The following is a 19,213-nucleotide window of genomic DNA, read 5'->3' as shown; positions in this document are numbered from 1 at the left end:
TTATAGCAACTATAGATGGCGAAATCATGCGTCAACCATTTCATTGCGATAGTTGTGATTAATATATCCATTTTCTTGGGCAAGCTAAGTTCATACAGAGATTAAGCACACTATCCAAGATACAAAAATGGCAAGCTACGGCGATTGGAACAAAGCGCTAATATCTTACTTTACCAGTGGTTTCCCATGTGGTGTAAGAGTCTATCTTAGCGTGGACAAGGAAACACTCGAAAATATTGGTTGCAGATTCTTCAAGCAAGAAAATATCTTGGGTAGTTGGGCAAATAACTTTCTGCAAGCTGTAAAAACAGAGGTTGTGATTAATGAGCAAGTAAACCTCAATAGATTACGAGGCCATAATGTAAATGGATTACCCAAAGGAATTGCATTTTTAGCAGTAATGGTTTTAGCTGCCAATCAAATGGCAGAGGAAGAAGAAACTTCAGAGCGTAATTACTTCAAGCGATTGCGAGAAATGCTGAATTTAAAAGGTTGGGGTCGTCCAGCAGGGATGAATTCCGGTTCTGAAGCTGAAGAACCTTTGTGGAAAGAATGGAATCGTTGGCTGATGGAAAATGGATTTATACCTTCAGCACAACAAGGAAATGGTGGGTCAATGACTTATATTAATTACCCAATTACCCAATCCCTATTACGTCGTACAGATAAAGATAGGCTGTTAGTGCTGTTTAACGAAAAGCAATGGCAAACACAGTGGGATGCGATGGATTTATTCTCCCAAGTTAGACGTGAAGCAGAGCGATTACCGAAGCATCTCAAAGAATTACTCACTAATTATAAAGAACGCTATGGAGCGATCGCTGACATAATTCATGAAGTTTATCAACAATGGCAAGCCCAGGGAAGACCAAATGTATTAAACGACAGAATATCTAGTTGGAATGGTCATATTTTTGCGGGACTATATCGTGATGAAGACGCTTTTTGGGGTTCGGTCAGTTACTATCTCTATCCAAAACAAGTGCGGGGACAAGAATGGGCAACATTAGAATTACAAGATGGGGATAAAAGTCATTATTTAAGTAATGATCGTCCGGGATGGTATTTACCTTTAGACTTTCAACTAGGTGCGAGTGATTTAAAAAATGGGAAGGAATATCCAATTGTTCAGCCAAAGGAAATTAAATCGTTGATTTTACCTGCACGGGATTTTTGGATATTAATCCCCGACCCTGATAATCCAGATGCTGGAACCTATGCTACTTGGGGACAACCATCACTTGGTACTCAGTTTATCCTACTATGTAAAAAAGAACTTTTAGTAGATATTCAACGCCTGCAAGATGAGAAATTAATTGACTGGAATGAAAAAGTTGAACCATTTGAAAATTCCAACTGGGTAGAACTTCATCAATGTATGATTCTCTCGCAAGCATGGGATGGAGTCTTTATTCAAAATCAAGCACTCAAGGACGCATTACAACCAAGCATTTCTTTATCTATAAGTTTTTCTGGTGGGTTGCGGGTTGCCCAACAAAACGCATGGCTACAAGATCATGCTCCTCAAATTACAGTTTTTGGCTTTTATCCTACAGTTCAATTACAAGTAACTAGCTTAAGAGATGATTTCCTCATACTAGATAAATCGCAAAGTATAAATAATCCAATTCAAATAAAATTTCCTAATCCGGGAGATTATCTTGTCACTGCAACATGTGGGAGTGAGTCAACTCAAAGGTTTATCAAAATAGTTGATTGGATCAGTCTGACTCTAGAAAAACCTCAATGTTGTGAAATTACGCCTATAGATTCTGGGAATAATATATGTGGGAGCATAATTAATCCATTTTCAAAATCTATCTAAATTTAGGCAAAATGTATCATGGTGCAAGTTCGCTGGTATCGAGGGTATAAATATCGGAAAAATCCTCAAGAACTGATAAAGTTGATTACTCAAAAAATTCATGAAGAAAATCTTAGCCAATATATACCTCTTTTGCGCTTGGAAAAGGGTGTGAAACCAAGAGGTGATTTTTATTTTTTTCTGGCTATTGAAAGCCCCCAAGCAGGGCAAATACCTCAGAAAGTTATGGATTCAAAGTTATTAAAATTACCATTTTTTCAAACGGAAGCAGTAAAAGGTCTAAATAGCTTTAAATATGAAGAAATAAAGTCGATGGTTGGTATCTCTCATGATGTTCATGACTATACTAACCCCATTCCCTATCAGCCCCTGCCCAAAATTATTATTGAACATCCATTTAATTTTACAGTTTCACAACAAACAAACTCGTCTCCTCAAAATATTGATATTTCTTCCCATCGACATGAACACCTAATTTACTGGTTGTCAGCAATTCGTTCTGGGACTTGGGAATTATTTGATAAAACTTGCAATCAACTAGAAATTAAAGAATCGAAAAGAGTTTTACGTCGTCTGAAATTACTGGGGCATCTTGAAGTTTCAGCAGATGGAAAGCGATGGTCAATCGCACCGACAGCAATGGTTCAAATTTCTATCAATTCAGATTTACAAGAGTTTATTATTTGCGGGCAAAGAAGTATCAATTTAATCAAATATCTGCAAAAATATACAAATTTAAAATCTATTAACCAACCACGAGGAGATGCTCCTCCTTGTATTTATATTCAAGTTGATCAATCGGTTAATATCTGCGCTTTACTCAAAACTATCGGTACTGAGTTTTCTCTCATAAATGTTGGTGAAGTATCAAAAAAATTAGTCAATATATTACCCAATATTAATACATGGAAGCAGAATCTTAGGGATTTACAGGGTATTGTCACAACTTGTTATGAGTGGGAAAGATTCGATAATAACGATTTTGTTGCTTGTGATTTCCCTAGCGAGTCGGGAATGTATCGGATGTATAACTTGAATATCCGCGCTGATAAACCACTTCGCACTTTGTTCCACGATCGAGAAAGTAACCTCTGGCTGCAAGGTGACTGGTATGGGTTGCGGTTCCTCGCATTGCAGCAAATGGAACATAAATGTATATTTAATTACGATTTAAGCAACAAACAATTGGCAATACTTGCATCACAACGATTCCCAGAAATCTATGAACGTGCATTAGTTCTGGCATCTGGTAAACTCCCTACTTATGTAGATTCATGGTTAGTATACACCAATATCGAACTAGAGATGCTAGTTTTGCTTAGTGCTAAATTAAATCTAATCTGTGCCAGGGAATTTACTTATGCATGACTTGGTTGGGGCATATCAAAGACTTAAGCGTATTTATCAGCAATATATAAAAAGTGCATTTCCGCTACGTTATCGTACGTTAGCTGATGAACGCGATCGCATTCTCGAACAACCAGGTATTTTGAGTCAGCCACCCTTAGTGGAGCCAGTTCCCACCTATCCCTCATCAGGGATGGATTTACCTACTGCTGTGACTAAGTTACCTCCTGAATATGGTGATTTGGCAAATTTGGGACAAATGATTTTTGACCCAGGTATCCCGCTTTACCAACACCAATGGGAAAGTTTACATGAGCTACTAGTAAACCAAAAGGATATTGTTGTTACCACGGGCACAGGTTCGGGTAAAACGGAGTGTTTTTTATTACCGCTATTGGCACAGTTAGCCAAAGAATCCTCCAAGTGGGCTACTTGTCCGCAAACACCAGCCCAACAACACTGGTGGAATGGTAATGGCAACCGAGTATCGCAGTGGGCACACACGCCTCGACCAAAAGCCGTGCGGGCGTTAATTCTATACCCGCTCAATGCCTTAGTTGAAGACCAATTACGACGGCTGCGTAAAGGACTCGATACACCGCAAGTTCATCAATGGTTGGATACTTCACGGGGTGGTAATCGAATTACATTTGGACGTTACACAGGACAAACAGCAGTTTCCGGGGAAGAAAAGCAAGATAGCGTTCAACGATTACGACAGGAATTGATAGAACGGGAAAAACAATGGACAGAAATTCAAAAATTAAACGACCCTGAATTAAATTATTACTTCCCGCGCGTCGATGGTGGTGAAATGCGATCGCGTTGGGACATGCAAGAATGTCCACCGGATATATTAATTACTAACTACTCGATGCTAAACATCATGATGATGCGGAATATCGAGGATAATATTTTCGCTGCAACGCAGGATTGGCTTGCAAGTGACTCTGAAAACCAGTTTTTCCTAATTATCGACGAACTTCACAGCTATCGCGGTACACCAGGGACAGAGATAGCCTATATTTTACGCTTGCTATATTCCCGTTTGGGACTAACGCCTAACTCATCTCAACTGCGGATATTAACAACAACTGCGAGTCTCGAACAAAATCGCCAGGGAATGGACTTTTTGCAGGAGTTTTTTGGGCGTAATAATTTTACGTTTATCACCGGACAGCAAATACCACCTACTCCTGGAGCAAAATCTCAACTTATCTCCCATCAAAAGGCATTCGCCCAGTTTGCGAATTCTGTGCAAGCAGATCTATTTAAACCAATGGCTCCTCCGGATATTAACTTATCTAAAAGTGCAATGTCTAATTTGGCAAAGCAGTTAATCACTCCAGTAACAGGAATTTCAGAGGAAGAACAACTCGGTGAAGCCTTAGCCCAAATTGGTGCCGATGACGCATTACGGGATGCATGTCAAGTGGTTAATGGTAGCGTGCGTGCAACAAATGTCCAAGCTTTAGATCATCAGTTATTCCCCGGTGCTAAAGGTAGCAGCTTTGTATCTGATGCCATGCGGGGGGTACTTTTAGCATTGGGAATGTCTAAGCAGAAAAATGGACGTTCTCCGCTACCAGTAAGGGGACATTTATTCTTCCATAACTTGCAAAGCTTGTGGGCGTGTAGCAATCCTGACTGTACCGACCACTCAGTTAACCAAACCGCAAGGCAGAACACAAACCGTCCAACCATTGGTGCTATCCACGCTACCCATAGCTTAACCTGCTCCTGTGGTTCCCGCGTCCTTGATTTAGTGGTGTGCGAGGTATGCGGTGAAGTTTTTCTTGGAGGCTACAAAACAACCCGTAAACTTGGCACGAAAAGTGTAGAAATTTTGACACCAGATCAACCCGAACTTGAAGGTATTCCCGACCTGATAGTTCTCAATCAACGTTACGGAAACTACCGTTTATTTTGGGCATTACCCCACGACACACCAGCTTGGAATACCAAACCACAAGACTTAGAGTGGACACTTGATGGGATAAAACGTAAGTGGGTGCAAGCAAAATTAAACAAGGCAACAGGCTTACTTTTAGAAGGTGTGGCTCCACCAAACGCAGATGAAGTACCAGGATGGGTGTACAAAGTTGAAGGTAGCAGCGCAGATGAACAACGTGCTTTACCGACAAAATGTCCCCGATGTGATTCTGACTACAGCAAACGCGACCAGTTCCCTACGCCGCTGCGTATTCACCGCACGGGTTTTCAAAAAGCCTGCCAAGTGCTGGCGAGTGGGTTACTTAGAGAAATGCCTGCACCTGCTACACCAACAAGTCGATCGTCACGCAAACTAGTCATATTTTCCGATAGTCGGCAGGATGCTGCGAAATTGGCAGCAGGGATGGAACGTGACCATTACCGTGACATGGTGCGGCGTTTGCTGATTGAATCGTTTCAAGGGTATTGGGAAAATCTAGAAGCCTTCTTAAGACTTACTTGTGCTAGTAACACAGGTAGTTTACTAAAATTGCAAAGAGAAAATCCAAAACTTCATGCAGTTGTCGCTGCACTACAAACACCACAAGAACAAAATTTAAACCAAATACGACGCGACCAATTTGTTAATGAAAATCCGACATTGGTTAACGAAGCGCTTTTCTGGGTAATGGATTTACCTGCAAGTAATCAACAAGTCCGCAACCAATGGCTTGATTTAATTCAACGGTATCCCGAACGTATTCCTCTATTAAATCTGCGGCGAACAATTCGTGATGCCTTACTTTTATACGGAATTTGTCCTGGTGGTAGTGATTTTCGAGCTTTAAACTACAGTATTGGACAAAGCAAAAGTCAACAATGGCAACCTTGGTATAAATGCTATGACTGGACAGGTAGTTTAGTCACCCAAATTGTTAACGCTACAACCCAACAGACCAACCATATTTCTCGGTTGGAAGATATGCTAACGGATGAGTTGATGTATGCATTGTTTCAACATATTGCACGGACGCTTGAAGGACTTGGAAAAGGATGGGTAAGTTATCAACCACAAGGTACCCCGTCACAAAAGCTTATAGAAGCATCTGAAGCAATTATCCGACAACTTGGTATTCGTAAACTACATCGTTATTCCCGCTATTTGCCCCCTGGTACTGATACTTTGCAGGCTTATTTACAACGTTATATTACTCGGACTGGTTTAGCAATAAAAGAAGTAGAGCAACAGTTAATCCAGTCAAAAGTAGCTATACCCAGCGCTAAGGGATTTGTCCTCGACCCAGACAATCTTTACCTCGTTCCACCACCAAACTCAATTAATGGTTCGCGTTCGGGATACCGATGTCCCCAGTGTAATGCCTTCTTTCTCCAGCCCGCAGCAGGTATCTGCCCCGAATGTAATAGCGATCGCCGTTTTGATAACCCCAAAATTCCTTCAATTCAACTTGTTCCAGGACAACCAACTAGTGATTTCGATTACTATACTTATCTTTCCGAAGAATCAGGTTCGCCGTTTCGGATGAACGCCGAGGAATTAACGGGACAAACTGACAAAGCCGAACGAATGAAGCGTCAGCGCTGGTTTCAAGATATTTTCATAGAGAAGGAGAACCCCCGTGTTCAAGGAATCGACTTACTCAGCGTCACCACAACCATGGAAGCAGGGGTTGATATTGGCTCGCTACTGGCGGTGATGATGGCAAATATGCCACCACGTCGCTTTAACTATCAACAAAGAGTAGGACGTGCTGGTCGCCGGGGAGCAGGTGTTTCCTTGGCTGTAACCTTCTGTCGCGGTCGCAGTCATGACGATTTCTATTTTCAACGCACGGAAAGTATAACTGGCGACCCACCACCACCGCCCTACGTTGATATGACAAGTGAACCCATTTTCAAACGGGTTTTAATTAAAGAAATATTAAGGCAGGCATTCCCAACAGCAAAGCAAAATTTGCTAGCAAACGGTGTTAATTTTAACAATAAGGGGACTGATAATGTACATGGTGAATTTGGCAGTGTTGCTGATTGGACGCATTACAAGGCAGAAATCACAGCTTGGTTGAATAATCAAGGAAATCAGCAGGAGATTTTATCAATTTTAAACATCTTGCAGCAACAAACACAATTGCCCAAAACTACCAATGCGACTATGTTGCATTACCTACGCCATCAACTAATATCAGATATACAAAATGTTGTAAATGATCCTACATACACCCAAGATAAACTCAGCGAACGGTTAGCAAATGCCGGTTTATTACCGATGTTTGGCTTCCCAACGCGAGTACGTTTACTTTATACCCGGTGGCCGTTCCAAGGCAAACAATGGCCCCCAGAAACTGGAGTTGTAGATCGCAACCTTGATGTAGCCATCGGTCAATTTGCACCTAATTCGCAAACAGTCAAAGATAAAGCAGTTCATACAGCAATAGGGGTAGTTGAGTTACACCCCCAAGGTGGTCAGGTAGTCTCACAGTCAGGATTTGTACCCGCACTTCCTGGTGATAACCATGCACTTGCCATTTGCGGAAACTGTCAAGCAATCATATACCCATATCAACCAAATCAACGCATAACTGGCTGCCAAGAACAAAAAGAATTATGCCCTGTATGTCATACACAAGAACTACGTTGCCTTGATGCACGGGAGCCGAAGGGATTTTTTACAGACTTGCAACCGCAAGATTTCGATGGAAGGTTTGAATGGCAACCACGCTCGACACGACCATCGTTAAGTGTTGATGCTAACGTTGGTGTACCTCAAAACATACTTAATGCTTCAGTATACGTATTTAACGACGATATTATCTCTATTAACGATAACGGTGGTAAAGGGGGCTTTGACTTTCAGCAGGCAAGTGTTTTTGGACAGTCTAAACCTGGAGCCTATGCGGTTTCTCCAGAAAATAGCAATAACATAACTACTTCCGGAAACAAGCACCGAATTGCATTATTATCTCGCCGCAGAACCGATATCTTACTGGTGAATCTCGAACACTGGCCTGCTGGTATATTTGCCAACCCTACCACCGTCGTCGGTCGTGCAGCTTGGTATTCGTTTGCATTTTGGTTGCGTGTTGCTGCTGCTTCGTTCCTAGATGTTGATGCTTTGGAGTTACAAGCAGGTTTTCGTTCGTTGGAGCAAAATGGCATAAACATTGGTCAAGCATTCCTCTGCGACCAATTAGAAAATGGTGCGGGATACTGCAATTATCTCGCCCAACCCCATATATTTCAGCAACTCATAGCACAGGCAGATCCGAATATTTCCAATAGTATTGCCAGCGTTTGGCTAAATCCCAAGGGACATGCTGGTAATTGCGATACTTCCTGCAATTTGTGTCTGCGCGATTATCAAAACCTTGCATACCACGGTTTGCTGGATTGGCGACTTGCCCTCGATATGGCACGCTTGGTATCTAATACAACATCTATGGTTGACTTGAGTTCTCCCTGGGGTGCCCATTTTTCCAATCCTTGGTTGAGTTTAGTGCAAGGTGCAGTTCCGAAAACACTCCAACGTTTAGGTTACGGTTCCCCAACGCCATTTAAAACACTTACAGGTTACGTGCATCAAAATCCAAAACGTCAAGCAATTTTAATTTTACGCCATCCCCTATGGCAAAATGACCATCCGGGGTGGATTGCAGCTGTTTCAGATGCACAAATACAGCATCCAGGATACACCGTTTTGGATGCAAACCCATTTATGCTTCTCCGACGACCAGGAGAATATGTTTAATACCAACTCATTTCAGTATATTCTAACGAAGAAGTTTTATTGTTTTAGTTTTGGCTCCACGCTTACAAATGAAGCTGTATAATAAGCGATTAATAGAGACTCAATCATTATGTAAAAACTAAAATCTTCCGAGAAAAGTAACAACCCTTTTGATTAAAAAGTTATTAGAGAACTCCACAAAAAAGATAATCAATTATGAAGGTTCAGGGGGAATAAAAGAAATACGTCTAGTTTAAAATTTGGATTATTTATTTTTTTTTAGAAGACTCTTATCCCTTAACGTTATTTAGAGTTGATAGACTTTAAAAAAAATAATTGAATTCGGGAAGTTTATCAGGTTTAAACAAATTAAAATAAATGTCACGATAAAGCCAAATTAATTGATCGTATTTGGATTGCAATACTCCTTCCATACCCCAAAATATTTCCCCTAAGAACACGTAAGACCACGCGCTCCGCCTACCGCAAAAGCAATTTCGGGCAGCTTCGTTATAATCGAAGTGAACTCACTTCACTTCCATGCCCCTGCGGGGTGCCTGCGGCATCTATCGCTATCGCTCTAGACATGGAAGTAAGTTCGCCCTGCGGGGCATATTCCTAATTTATTGGTGGGGGGTTTTTCAATGACCGCAAAAGCAATTATGCGCGTTGGGAAATTAAAAAGTTTGGGTAGTGTGGGCGGCAGCGAAAAACATACTGCCCGTCTCCAAGATACACCAAATGCTGACCCTTATAAAGAAAATATTCGGCTGATTGGCGATAACGATGACCCCGAATTAGAAAAAATTGTTTTAGCCAAAATTGCTGACAATACTAAACATAAGCCGCGTAAAGATGCGGTGCTGTGCAGCGAAATATTTTTGAGCGCATCCCCAGAATATTTTCGTCCCCATAACCCATCTCATGCTGGGGAATGGAATGATTCATTAATGTGGAATTTTGCGAATGCTTCTAAAAAATGGTTGCAAGATAATTTTGGTGATAAATGCGTTCGCGCTGAATTACATTTGGATGAATCTACTCCCCACATCCACGCTTATATAGTTCCCCTCAACGACAAAACCAAACAATTGAGCCACAAAGCGATGTTTGGGGGAGATGGACGACAAGCCAGTATTAAATTATCTAAGTTTCAAGATTCTTATGCTAAGGCACTCGCTCCTTTGGGTATCGAACGTGGGGTAAAGGGTTCACAAGCCACGCATACCAAAGTGAAGGAATATTATGAGGCAGTAAATAAGGAGCCTTTGACGTTGGAGTTAGAGCGCTTGGCTCCAAAACAGGGGGAGACGGCACAGCAACTATTTGAACGCATCAAAAAAGACCCGGCAATTCAAACCATCAATCACCAACTGGCAGATAGAAGCAGGATGATTGGGTTAGAAAAACGAGCATCAAGGAGCGCGATCGCATCTGAAAAATTACGACAACAGTTAGAAAACCATGTTGAGGAATTGGAGTCTGAGAACTTTTACTGGAAACAGCAAGCTGACCAATTGAGGGATTTGCCCCTAGAAGATGTGGCTTGGCATTTGGGGTTAGATAAGGCAGATAAAGGAGACAACCGTTGGAAGGGGTTGGGACAAGTTATCAATATTAATGGTTCTAAATGGTACGACTTTACAGCAGAAAAAGGTGGTGGTGGGGCGATTGATTTGGTAATGCATGTTGCGGGGTGTAATTTTCGTTCGTCCTTGGCTTGGTTGTGCGATCGCTTTGGTTCCGAGGGAATGTTGCGTGCTTCCAGGGCAAAGGTGGAAGAGCAAGCGTCTAAAATTGTGGCTACCGAACCCGTACCGCAATTTGTACCTCCCTTGGAAGATAGCCCGAAGTGGCTGCATGTTAAGAATTATTTGATTAAGGCAAGGGGATTACCGGAGAATTTTGTCGATGGTCTTCATTCCAAGGGATGGCTTTATGCCGACGAGCAACAAAACGCTGTTTTTACTATGCGCGAGCTTCCCTATTGTGCTACATCTACGTTTAATAATGACGGTGCGAAGCGAACTGCTAATACAGGTGCAGAATCATCGCTTTCTATGGGTGCGACATCGGGAGATTACGAAACTACCACCGGAGCATTTTTACGAGGGACGCGGGGAGAAGATAATTCCTTTATGGGATATGTGTCGGGTACGAAGCGAACCGAGGGATGGTTTTATTTCCACTTTGGGGGGAAAGCAACGGATGAGGTTGAAAAGGTTATTATTTGTAAATCCCCCATCGATGCTATTTCCTGTTGTGCCTTATCTTTGGCGGTAAGTTCGGGTGTGCCTCAAACGCGGATGATGTTTTTGGCGGTGGATAGTCTCAAGAGTTTGCCGTTGGATTTTCTCAAGGATATTCCTGCTATTACTGTTGCCTGCGATAACGATGATGGGGGACGTAATAGGGCGAAGGCTATTAAGGAATTATTACCGCAAACGGTTATCAAGCAATCAAAAGCGGCTGATTGGAATACGGAATTGCTGGAGTATCAGCGACAGAATTTGGTAAGGGCTGCGGAGGGGGAAAAGAAAAAAAGTCGGGGATTGGAGCGTTAATCAATTGTTTGCTTGAACCCCTACGTTAAATCGGGTGGGGTAAAAGTACCCTGAAACCCGGCGACATTCGGCTATGGAAATCCTCAACGCTACTATAAGAGAACGGGTAGCCCAAATTATTACGGAGTTCTTGGGAGAAATATGAACTATGAACACAGTCACACTAGATCGAGAACGCTTCCAAGATATTTATACGAACGAAAAAATACAGAGGCAATATTGTTTTTCCAAAATGACAAATCAAGTAAGTACAGTGTAATTAATTTTCTCCTGATGTCATCAATATAAATACGTAAAATAAGAAATAGTAACTTCTACCAATAACTTCTACCAAGTTCTCACAGAAGCGCATGGCTGTAACTCCTGATTACAAAACGTATCTTGAAAGTATCCTCCAGACATATGAACGCTGGTCGAATTTGTACACGCTGACAGATACGCTAGGCAAAGCAGAAGTTAATATGCCATTGATGGCACAATTAATACCGTCTAAACAAGATGAACAAACGCCATCTGGGAACAAACAAGAGAAAAACGAACGCTTACCAGTGCTAGAAGCTATCCGTAAATATGCGAGTGAGCATATATTATTGGTAGGTAAGCCTGGTTCGGGGAAATCAACGGCACTGCAACGTCTGTTGTGGGAGGAGGCGAGCAAGAATTGTGCGAGCGAGGAAGGATGGTCCGCTGGTATTATTCCCGTATTGGTCGAATTACGTTCTTGGCTACCAGAAACAGCTTCAGTTATAAAACTCATCCAAAAGGTTTTTCGGCAAAATAGACTGCGATTAGACGAACGCGAAATTGAAGACCTCTTATTTGATGGCAAGTTGTTATTGCTACTTGATGGTTTAAACGAGCTACCATCTGATGAGTCGCGGCGAATGGTAGCAGAATTTCGCTCAGATTTTCCCCAAACTCCGATGATATTTACTACAAGGAATTTGGCAATTGGGGGCGATTTAGGGATTAAAAAGCAGTTGTCTATGCAACCCCTAACAGAAAAACAAATGTGCCAGTTTGTCAGAGCATATTTACCCAAACAAGGGGAGAAGATGTTACAGCAGTTGGGTGATAAACTGCGAGAATTAGGAGAAACACCGCTTATTTTAAAGATGCTTTGCGATGTTTTTGATAAAGAAAAGCAAATTCCCAACAGTCGGGGTGGTTTATTTCGGTATTTTGATAAAGAATTTGATAAATTAAAAGGGCAAGTTGCGGTTACAGACAAACTGCGTCAATGGAAGCCAGAGTTATTGCAACATCTAGCGTTCGCTATGATGCAAGGAGAAAAAATAACAGACTTACGGTTAGTCATTTCTCGAATGCAAGCAGAAGATATTTTGGAAGAGTCGCTGAAAAATAGGATAAACTCTCCTGGGGAAAAAGCCAAAGATTGGCTGCAAGATTTATTAAAACATTATTTAATTCAAACGGTTGATGGAGAACAAATACAGTTCCATCATCAACTATTTCAAGAATATTATGCGGCGGAATATTTACTAAGACTTTTGCCAAAATTGAGCAATGAAAAATTAAAACGGGATTATTTGAATCTTCTCAAATGGACAGAACCTCTTGCGTTAACATTAGCTTTACTGGATGATGAAACACAAGCGCGAAGAGTATTACAATTGGCGTTGGATGTAGATTTGAAGTTGGTAGCGAGATTAGCCGAAGAGGTGAATAGTAACTTTAAAGAGAAGACAACAAGTTTTATTAAACAACTGAAAAATCTTCAAGGATGCAAAGATTGGTTATCGAGTATATCGCTTCAAGGTATCCGCAATGAAAGACAAGAATACGAGGGACATCAATTAGAAATTCGTGGTTATGCAGGAGCCAGTTTTTATTTGGGAGATGATGGTATACCAGTAATTGATTTTCGTCAATCTAATCAAATCGTAAATAAAGAAAATTATAAGCCTGGAAACATTGTTTACGAATATAAAAGAACTCATGACGAAGAATTATTAGTTCCAATACTTCAAGATTTAAAAAATGAAGACTGGTATATTCGGTTTGATGCTGCTAGAACACTGGGTGAAATCGGTAGTGAGTCAGCTATTGATGAATTAAGCCAAGCATATAAGGCTGAACAGTTGTTTGAATTTCCTTTTATAGTTTGTATAGCTATTATAAGAGCTTTAGGAGAGATTGGTAGTGAAAAAGCAATACCTACGCTCCGTGAGGCTTTGATAAATGGTGAAAATATTGCTGTTAGAAACGGAGCAGTTAATGCGCTATTAAAAATTGAAAGTGATGCAGTAGTCCCCATTTTAATAGAAGCACTAAAAGATGAAGATTGGTATATTCGCGAGTCAGTAGTTGAAGCATTAGGAATAGTAGGGAATGAAAAGGCTATTTCACCATTACAAAATACTTTCAATGACCCACAATATAGTGTTATTTGGCGAGTCGCCGAGGCTCTAAACTTAATTCAAGAACGCTGTAAATTTTATAACTATGAAATTTTCCATTCCCCACGAATTGAGGAGTCCAGTCAAACAGATTTACAAAGCTCTCAATCAATCACTCACATTTTTAATGCACCTGTTGGCAATGTAAACACTGGGGTTGTAAATAATCAAGGGAATCAAGTTGGAATTCAAAATAATGAACAAACTCAATAAAAGGAATTAAAGCATGTCAGAAACTTCAAACAACCCAAATACTCTTAATTTTAATGCACCTGTTGGCAGCGTTAACGCAGCGCCTGTTACAATACAAGGTCACGCAATTGGAATTCAACACAATTACGCACCAGAACAAAAACAAAGCCTTGCAGACGCAGCAAAAGAAATTCAAGATTTATTGAATCAACTTGCCCAAACCAATCCAACTACCACTGAATACGAAAAGCAATTACTACTAGTCAATAAATTTAACGAAGAAGTCAAAACAAATTCGCGCATTAGAGATACGATTTTAGTAGGTGGAATCGAACTAATTAAAATGCTTTGTCCACCACTAGGCATCCCCATTGAGATGGGTAAAAAGTGGTTGGAAACAGCAGAGAAAAATAACCCTCACAACAACTCTTAAGACTGAGGTAGCGTTCTTGAATTTTGACCCAAGAAAATACCCAGTAATGAAAAGGACTTTAAATATTTACTGATTAGAGCGTTGTATAGGCGAGACTCTAGTAAGTGTGAGGTATATTATTCGGTGTCAATTTGTACTTAACGCGCCCAGAGGAACCTATCAATAACTTGGGGAGAAAAATGTTCTAAAATGTTACCGTAATATCGCTACGGTCGGGTTTTGCTGACTGAGCAAAGTCCATAAAACTCAAGTATATTTAAGATGGATGAGACTACTATTAGCCTAACTCGAATAACGGCATCAATTGGCATGGATATAAAAAAACAACTTCTCCAAGAAATTGAATCCTCTCCAGATATTGTCCTAGCTGAAACGCTAGACTTTTTACGTTTTCTCAAGACAAAAACAAGGTCTGAGGAAGCACCCCGCGATTCTTCAACAAAAGATGATATTGCTGATGGGGATAGTCACTCTCTAACACCAGAAAGTAAAACTGAAATAAAGGAAGCAACACCAATTCTTAGAGGTTCAAAAGCAGAAGATTTGTTAAAATTTGCGGGAACTTGGCAAGGGAATGACTTTGAAGAGTGCTTGCAGCTTGTTTACGAAACCCGTTCTCAGGCAGAATTTTAGCAATGTATCTCATAGACACCAATCATTGTAGCCGCATTATTTTTGGAGAAACAAACGTCGTTCGTCGGTTACAAGAACACATCGGCATCGGGGTTGCAACTAGTGTTATTGTGCAAGGCGAACTCCTTTACATGGTGCAAAAGTCCTCTCAACAAGAGGCAAATCTTCGCTTTGTCAGAGCTTTTCTACAAACCATAGACCTTTATCCCATTAATGGAGGGGTTGCCGATGTTTACGGTAGCCTCAAAGGGGAAATTATCGAACATTTCGGTCCCAAAGATAAAGCAAAGCGCAGAAATTTTACAGTTCAAGATTTAGGTTTTAGCGATAACGATTTGTGGATAGCATCGACTGCTCTGTACTATAATCTCACTGTTGTTTCAGGTGATAGCGATTTTCAGAGAATACAGATGGTACAAGCCTTGCTGTTAGAATCTTGGCTTTAAAAGCTTCCCAATACTAAGCGATACTTACGGGTAATTTGTATAAAGGGAATAATAGGAGATTTTCAAGCCTCACTATTTTGGTTTCTACTGTTGACATACACGAGTTTTCCGCAACTGGAAAACGCTTCGCTAAATCGGGCGGGGATTGGCACTGCCCCAAAGATTCTTCATAAGGCAAAATATTTAATCATGGCAGCGCCAATCCCTCCGCTTTGCCGCCCGATTTTTCCCAGTTGCTAGGTTGACTGTAGGGCTAATATTATATTGTCGGTAGGCTTTGTCCAGCCGTAGGTAGTAGCATAAGCAACAGCAACCACCATAGAAAGTAAAGCCTCACGATAGATAATGCAAATGCACATCGTAGGGGATGAGCTTCATTTCGTCATAGGCGATCGCAAATATTGAAACAAATTCATTCAAACTAGGACTTACGCATTGACAGAAAAATCAAAATAGGAGGTATGGCTTTCAGCGCTTAAAGCTTGTTTTTCTGTTGCCCACTAAGCGATCGCTCACAACAAAAGGTGATTTTTAAAAGCCTGGAACGAAGTATTTACGTTGATACACAGGATGATTCGTTTGTACAGTGCGTAAGTCCTACAAACTTAAGTCGTTCGCGAAGCACTTTGCATTTCCCCATGTTGCCGAATATGTTCGACTAACCGCTTGGTTTCACCACCTGCTAATTCTAGTTCCCTGAGATTACCTACTAAAACAAACAATTCCCTTGCCCTACTAACGGCGGTATTTAGCAGATTAGGCTTGCGGTTAAGGAACCAGAAACTATGCTCTTTATGGCACTGGTAAGCAGATAAAATAATGACTGCTTTTTCTCCCCCCTGGAAGGTGTGAACTGTGCCAATATCATCCCAAGAAAAGTTTCGCCAACGATTCGTGAGTCGATATCTCAGGGCATTGGCTTGCTGCGAAAATGGGGACATCACTCCAATTGTCTTCGATTTATCGGTAGCGCCAAGGTCATAGCCCTGTTGAAGTAAAGATGCGATCGCAGTTTCTACGGCATCGATTTCTTCGGGATTGGTGTGGTTTAAGTGGCTTCCCTCAACGTGGTAAGCCAGCAGGTGTTTAACTGTTGTAGTTTCATCGTAATTGGAAAGGATTTGCAAACCACCGGGATAGTTGGGACTGCAAAACTGGATAATGGGTGGGGTACAACGGTAGTGATTTCTGAGGATAATGCCGTTGCCTAAGTCTGATTCTGTGCCACTAGCACCAGCAGCGCGATGGTAAGCGGTGGCTGTGTATTTCGCAGTGGGGGCATAACGATAGTAGTCTTCGTTTGCCATGCCCATATCCAGAAAGGCGGTTTTGAAATATTGTTTGATGGTATCGTCGCAAAGGTTGACAATTGGCTCAATTTGTTGGGGGTCGCCAGCCACTACTGCCCGTTGCGATCGCACTAGCAAGGGAAATAATTGATGTACGAGTGTTGTACCTGCTTCATCCACCAGTGCTAGCTTGACGCTATTGGGTTGGAGGATTGGCAGCATGTTACGTATTGATTGCAGACTGGAGCTAATGACGGGGAAAATTAAGCTTAAGTCGCGGTAGATGGCATCCGCGTCAGTTTCCAGTTTGAGCAATGCATCCCCGTCCCCCGTCAAGATGCTGCCATAGGTTTCTAATGCTCGAATAACGCTATCTTTGCGTCGAAGAACTTCTTGATGAAGAAATGCCCAGGCATGTTGGAATAGTGATAGTTGCAATGGGTGGTGGTCGCGGTAAAAACTACTGTACCAATGATCTTGGGGGTAATTGTCAAGTTGATTTTGAATTTGTTTTTGGATTTGTTGATAACTGAAAAGTTTTAATTCTAATTGCTTGTTTAATGCTGTTAGTTTGGTTTGAATATTAGTGACTTCCTGATTTAAATTTTGCCATTGTTGTAAGCAATCCAGTTTTTGCTGAACCTCCATCTGGACTGTGGTTAAGCTCAAGCGGTCAAGGGGAATTTGAAAGGGATGAGAGGAAGCCAAGGTGTTTAAAACAGCAGCATTTGTCCGATTTGCTAGACGCTTGAAAACTAGCTTGTCGGTTGTAAAATTAATCAAGTTATAGGCACGTTTGGCGATGGAGTCGGATTCTTTTGGTAGTTCCCGTTCTGCTTGGGATAATCCCTCTTTTATTTGCTGGTAAGCGGATATGGGAAAGTTTGCGTAATCTCCCAAACGCGATCGCTCCTCTGTTAGCGCTTGTAACTCGGAATTATTTGCCGCAATATCGTTATTGAGGGATTGGATTTCTATATCGAGTTGCGATCGCTTTTCTGCATCGACAGCTTTTTGGCTTTTATTAAATCGGTTTTGCTCTATTAATTGTTGAATTTCGTTTTCTGCCCTTATAAATTTGAGTTTGGCTTGTTCCCAAGAATCTGGGTTAAATTCGGTATTTCGCAGCCAGTCTTGCCTTGATTGCAGTTTTGGTAGGGTTTCTCGACGGATAATGCTTTGGTTTCCACCAGGAAGATAAAACTGTTCGGTAGAAAATTCAGTTGGAAGTTCCGTAGAAAGCTCTGTAGAAAGTTTGATGGGAATTTCGTGCGGAGATTCAGTAGAAAATTTATCTGTCAGTCGAGAAAGGAATTTTTGAATAGCACTATTGTTGGTGCTAGCAAAGAGGATTAAATTATTCCCATCTTCCTCCCCGCGAACAAGTCGTAATGCCCGATTAACTACTTGCTGTGCTACCAGGTGCAGAAACACTTCTGTTTTTCCAGTTCCCGGTGGTCCACAAACGGCTGTCAGTAAATTCTCTTGTGTGTGTTTGAGGACAGATGCTTGATATTCATCGGGAGTATGGGAAGGAAAAGCTCCCAAAAACATTATTTCGTGTTGGGGCGATACCTGCGGTGGTAAACTACGCGGTTTTCCAAAAAGGTATTGCATTGCGGGGTGAGTCTCTGTTAGCCAGTTGCAAGGATGGGGTGTTTCTTGAATTTGCTGTTGGATTCCTTGCAGGTCGAGTTTGAGCAGGGCATTATAGGGAGTAAAGTCGCAGCGCAGTAAATAAGGTTGGCGAAAAGTTTTATATCTCCCGTCTGGTAAGTCTACCAAGTCAATAAAATCCCGCAGGGTTGCAAATCGTCCTTTAAAAGTGTCTTCTAAAAATTTCAATATTCCCGACGCGACTATCAATGATTCGGCTTGCTCTTCCTCTAGCCCATACAGCCGCATCAAATTAACGACAACTGGCTGAAACTCATATTCGGTCAAGTCCCAGCCAGTTTTCCGATAATTGCCTTTGAAAATTGGCGAAATATCAACCGTGAAGAGAGGTAGATATTTCAGCTTTTGTTCCTTCCCCTTTCCCTGAATTAGATAAATTTGCGGGAATGCGATCGCCATTTGAAAATCATTGGGTTTTCCTCTCTTGGCTGCTGCTTGTTGCTGTTGCTGGAATTGTTTAAATACTTCGCCATCCAACATTAGCTTGTTCCCAACAAGCTGCACTCCCTTGTCTACAACTTTTGGGTAAACATCCGACCCCCGCTCAACCTCGGCTTGAGTCAGTTCTTCTAACCTGATATACGCTAACCAGGCTTGTATTATCTGGGTAAATTTTTCCAACTCTAGCATGGGATTAAAAGGGGAACTACTGTACTAACTGGCACTCTCCCCTAACTTAATCTTTTTTCTCGTTTGTCGGCAATATCCCAGAG

General features: G+C 41.4%; 9 protein-coding genes. 8 read left to right on the top strand and 1 reads right to left on the bottom strand.

The window, feature by feature from the left end; genetic code table 11:
• Positions 1-127 precede the first annotated feature (127 nt).
• The 8 genes from CAL6303_RS28265 to CAL6303_RS28230 all read left to right on the top strand — a co-directional run bounded on the left by CAL6303_RS28265 (position 128) and on the right by CAL6303_RS28230 (position 15,534).
• Complete coding sequence (locus tag CAL6303_RS28265; protein WP_015201152.1) at positions 128-1,825, top strand: hypothetical protein; 1,698 nt, start codon at positions 128-130, stop codon at positions 1,823-1,825.
• Positions 1,826-1,843: 18 nt separating this feature from the next.
• On the top strand, positions 1,844-3,193 hold the full coding sequence (locus tag CAL6303_RS28260; protein WP_015201151.1) for a hypothetical protein: 1,350 nt from the start codon (positions 1,844-1,846) through the stop codon (positions 3,191-3,193).
• Positions 3,186-8,867 (top strand): DEAD/DEAH box helicase, encoded by a 5,682-nt coding sequence (locus CAL6303_RS28255; RefSeq protein WP_015201150.1) that lies wholly within the window; start codon positions 3,186-3,188, stop codon positions 8,865-8,867. Before CAL6303_RS28260 ends, CAL6303_RS28255 begins: the two co-directional genes overlap by 8 nt.
• A 623-nt stretch (positions 8,868-9,490) precedes the next feature.
• Positions 9,491-11,410, top strand: coding sequence for a MobV family relaxase (gene mobV, locus CAL6303_RS28250; RefSeq protein WP_015201149.1), 1,920 nt, complete (start codon positions 9,491-9,493; stop codon positions 11,408-11,410).
• Between the two features lie 350 nt (positions 11,411-11,760).
• Complete coding sequence (locus tag CAL6303_RS28245; RefSeq protein WP_015201148.1) at positions 11,761-14,043, top strand: HEAT repeat domain-containing protein; 2,283 nt, start codon at positions 11,761-11,763, stop codon at positions 14,041-14,043.
• Between the two features lie 13 nt (positions 14,044-14,056).
• Positions 14,057-14,455, top strand: coding sequence for a hypothetical protein (locus CAL6303_RS28240; RefSeq protein WP_015201147.1), 399 nt, complete (start codon positions 14,057-14,059; stop codon positions 14,453-14,455).
• A 309-nt stretch (positions 14,456-14,764) separates the two neighbouring features.
• The gene (locus tag CAL6303_RS28235; protein ID WP_041741308.1) at positions 14,765-15,088 is read left to right on the top strand and encodes a hypothetical protein; all 324 of its coding nucleotides are present in this window, start codon (positions 14,765-14,767) and stop codon (positions 15,086-15,088) included.
• A gap of 2 nt (positions 15,089-15,090) precedes the next feature.
• Entirely contained in the window at positions 15,091-15,534 is a 444-nt protein-coding gene (locus tag CAL6303_RS28230) for a type II toxin-antitoxin system VapC family toxin (protein WP_015201145.1), read from the top strand.
• A 605-nt stretch (positions 15,535-16,139) separates the two neighbouring features.
• Here the strand turns inward: CAL6303_RS28230 and CAL6303_RS28225 are convergent.
• The gene (locus tag CAL6303_RS28225; protein ID WP_015201144.1) at positions 16,140-19,130 is read right to left on the bottom strand and encodes a DEAD/DEAH box helicase; all 2,991 of its coding nucleotides are present in this window, start codon (positions 19,128-19,130) and stop codon (positions 16,140-16,142) included.
• Between the last annotated feature and the right edge of the window lie 83 nt (positions 19,131-19,213).

It is taken from the genome of Calothrix sp. PCC 6303 (genome assembly GCF_000317435.1).
Lineage (GTDB): Bacteria > Cyanobacteriota > Cyanobacteriia > Cyanobacteriales > Nostocaceae > PCC-6303.
The sequence above is the reverse complement of the archived record's forward strand: the minus strand, read 5'-3'. Positions and strand labels throughout refer to the sequence as shown.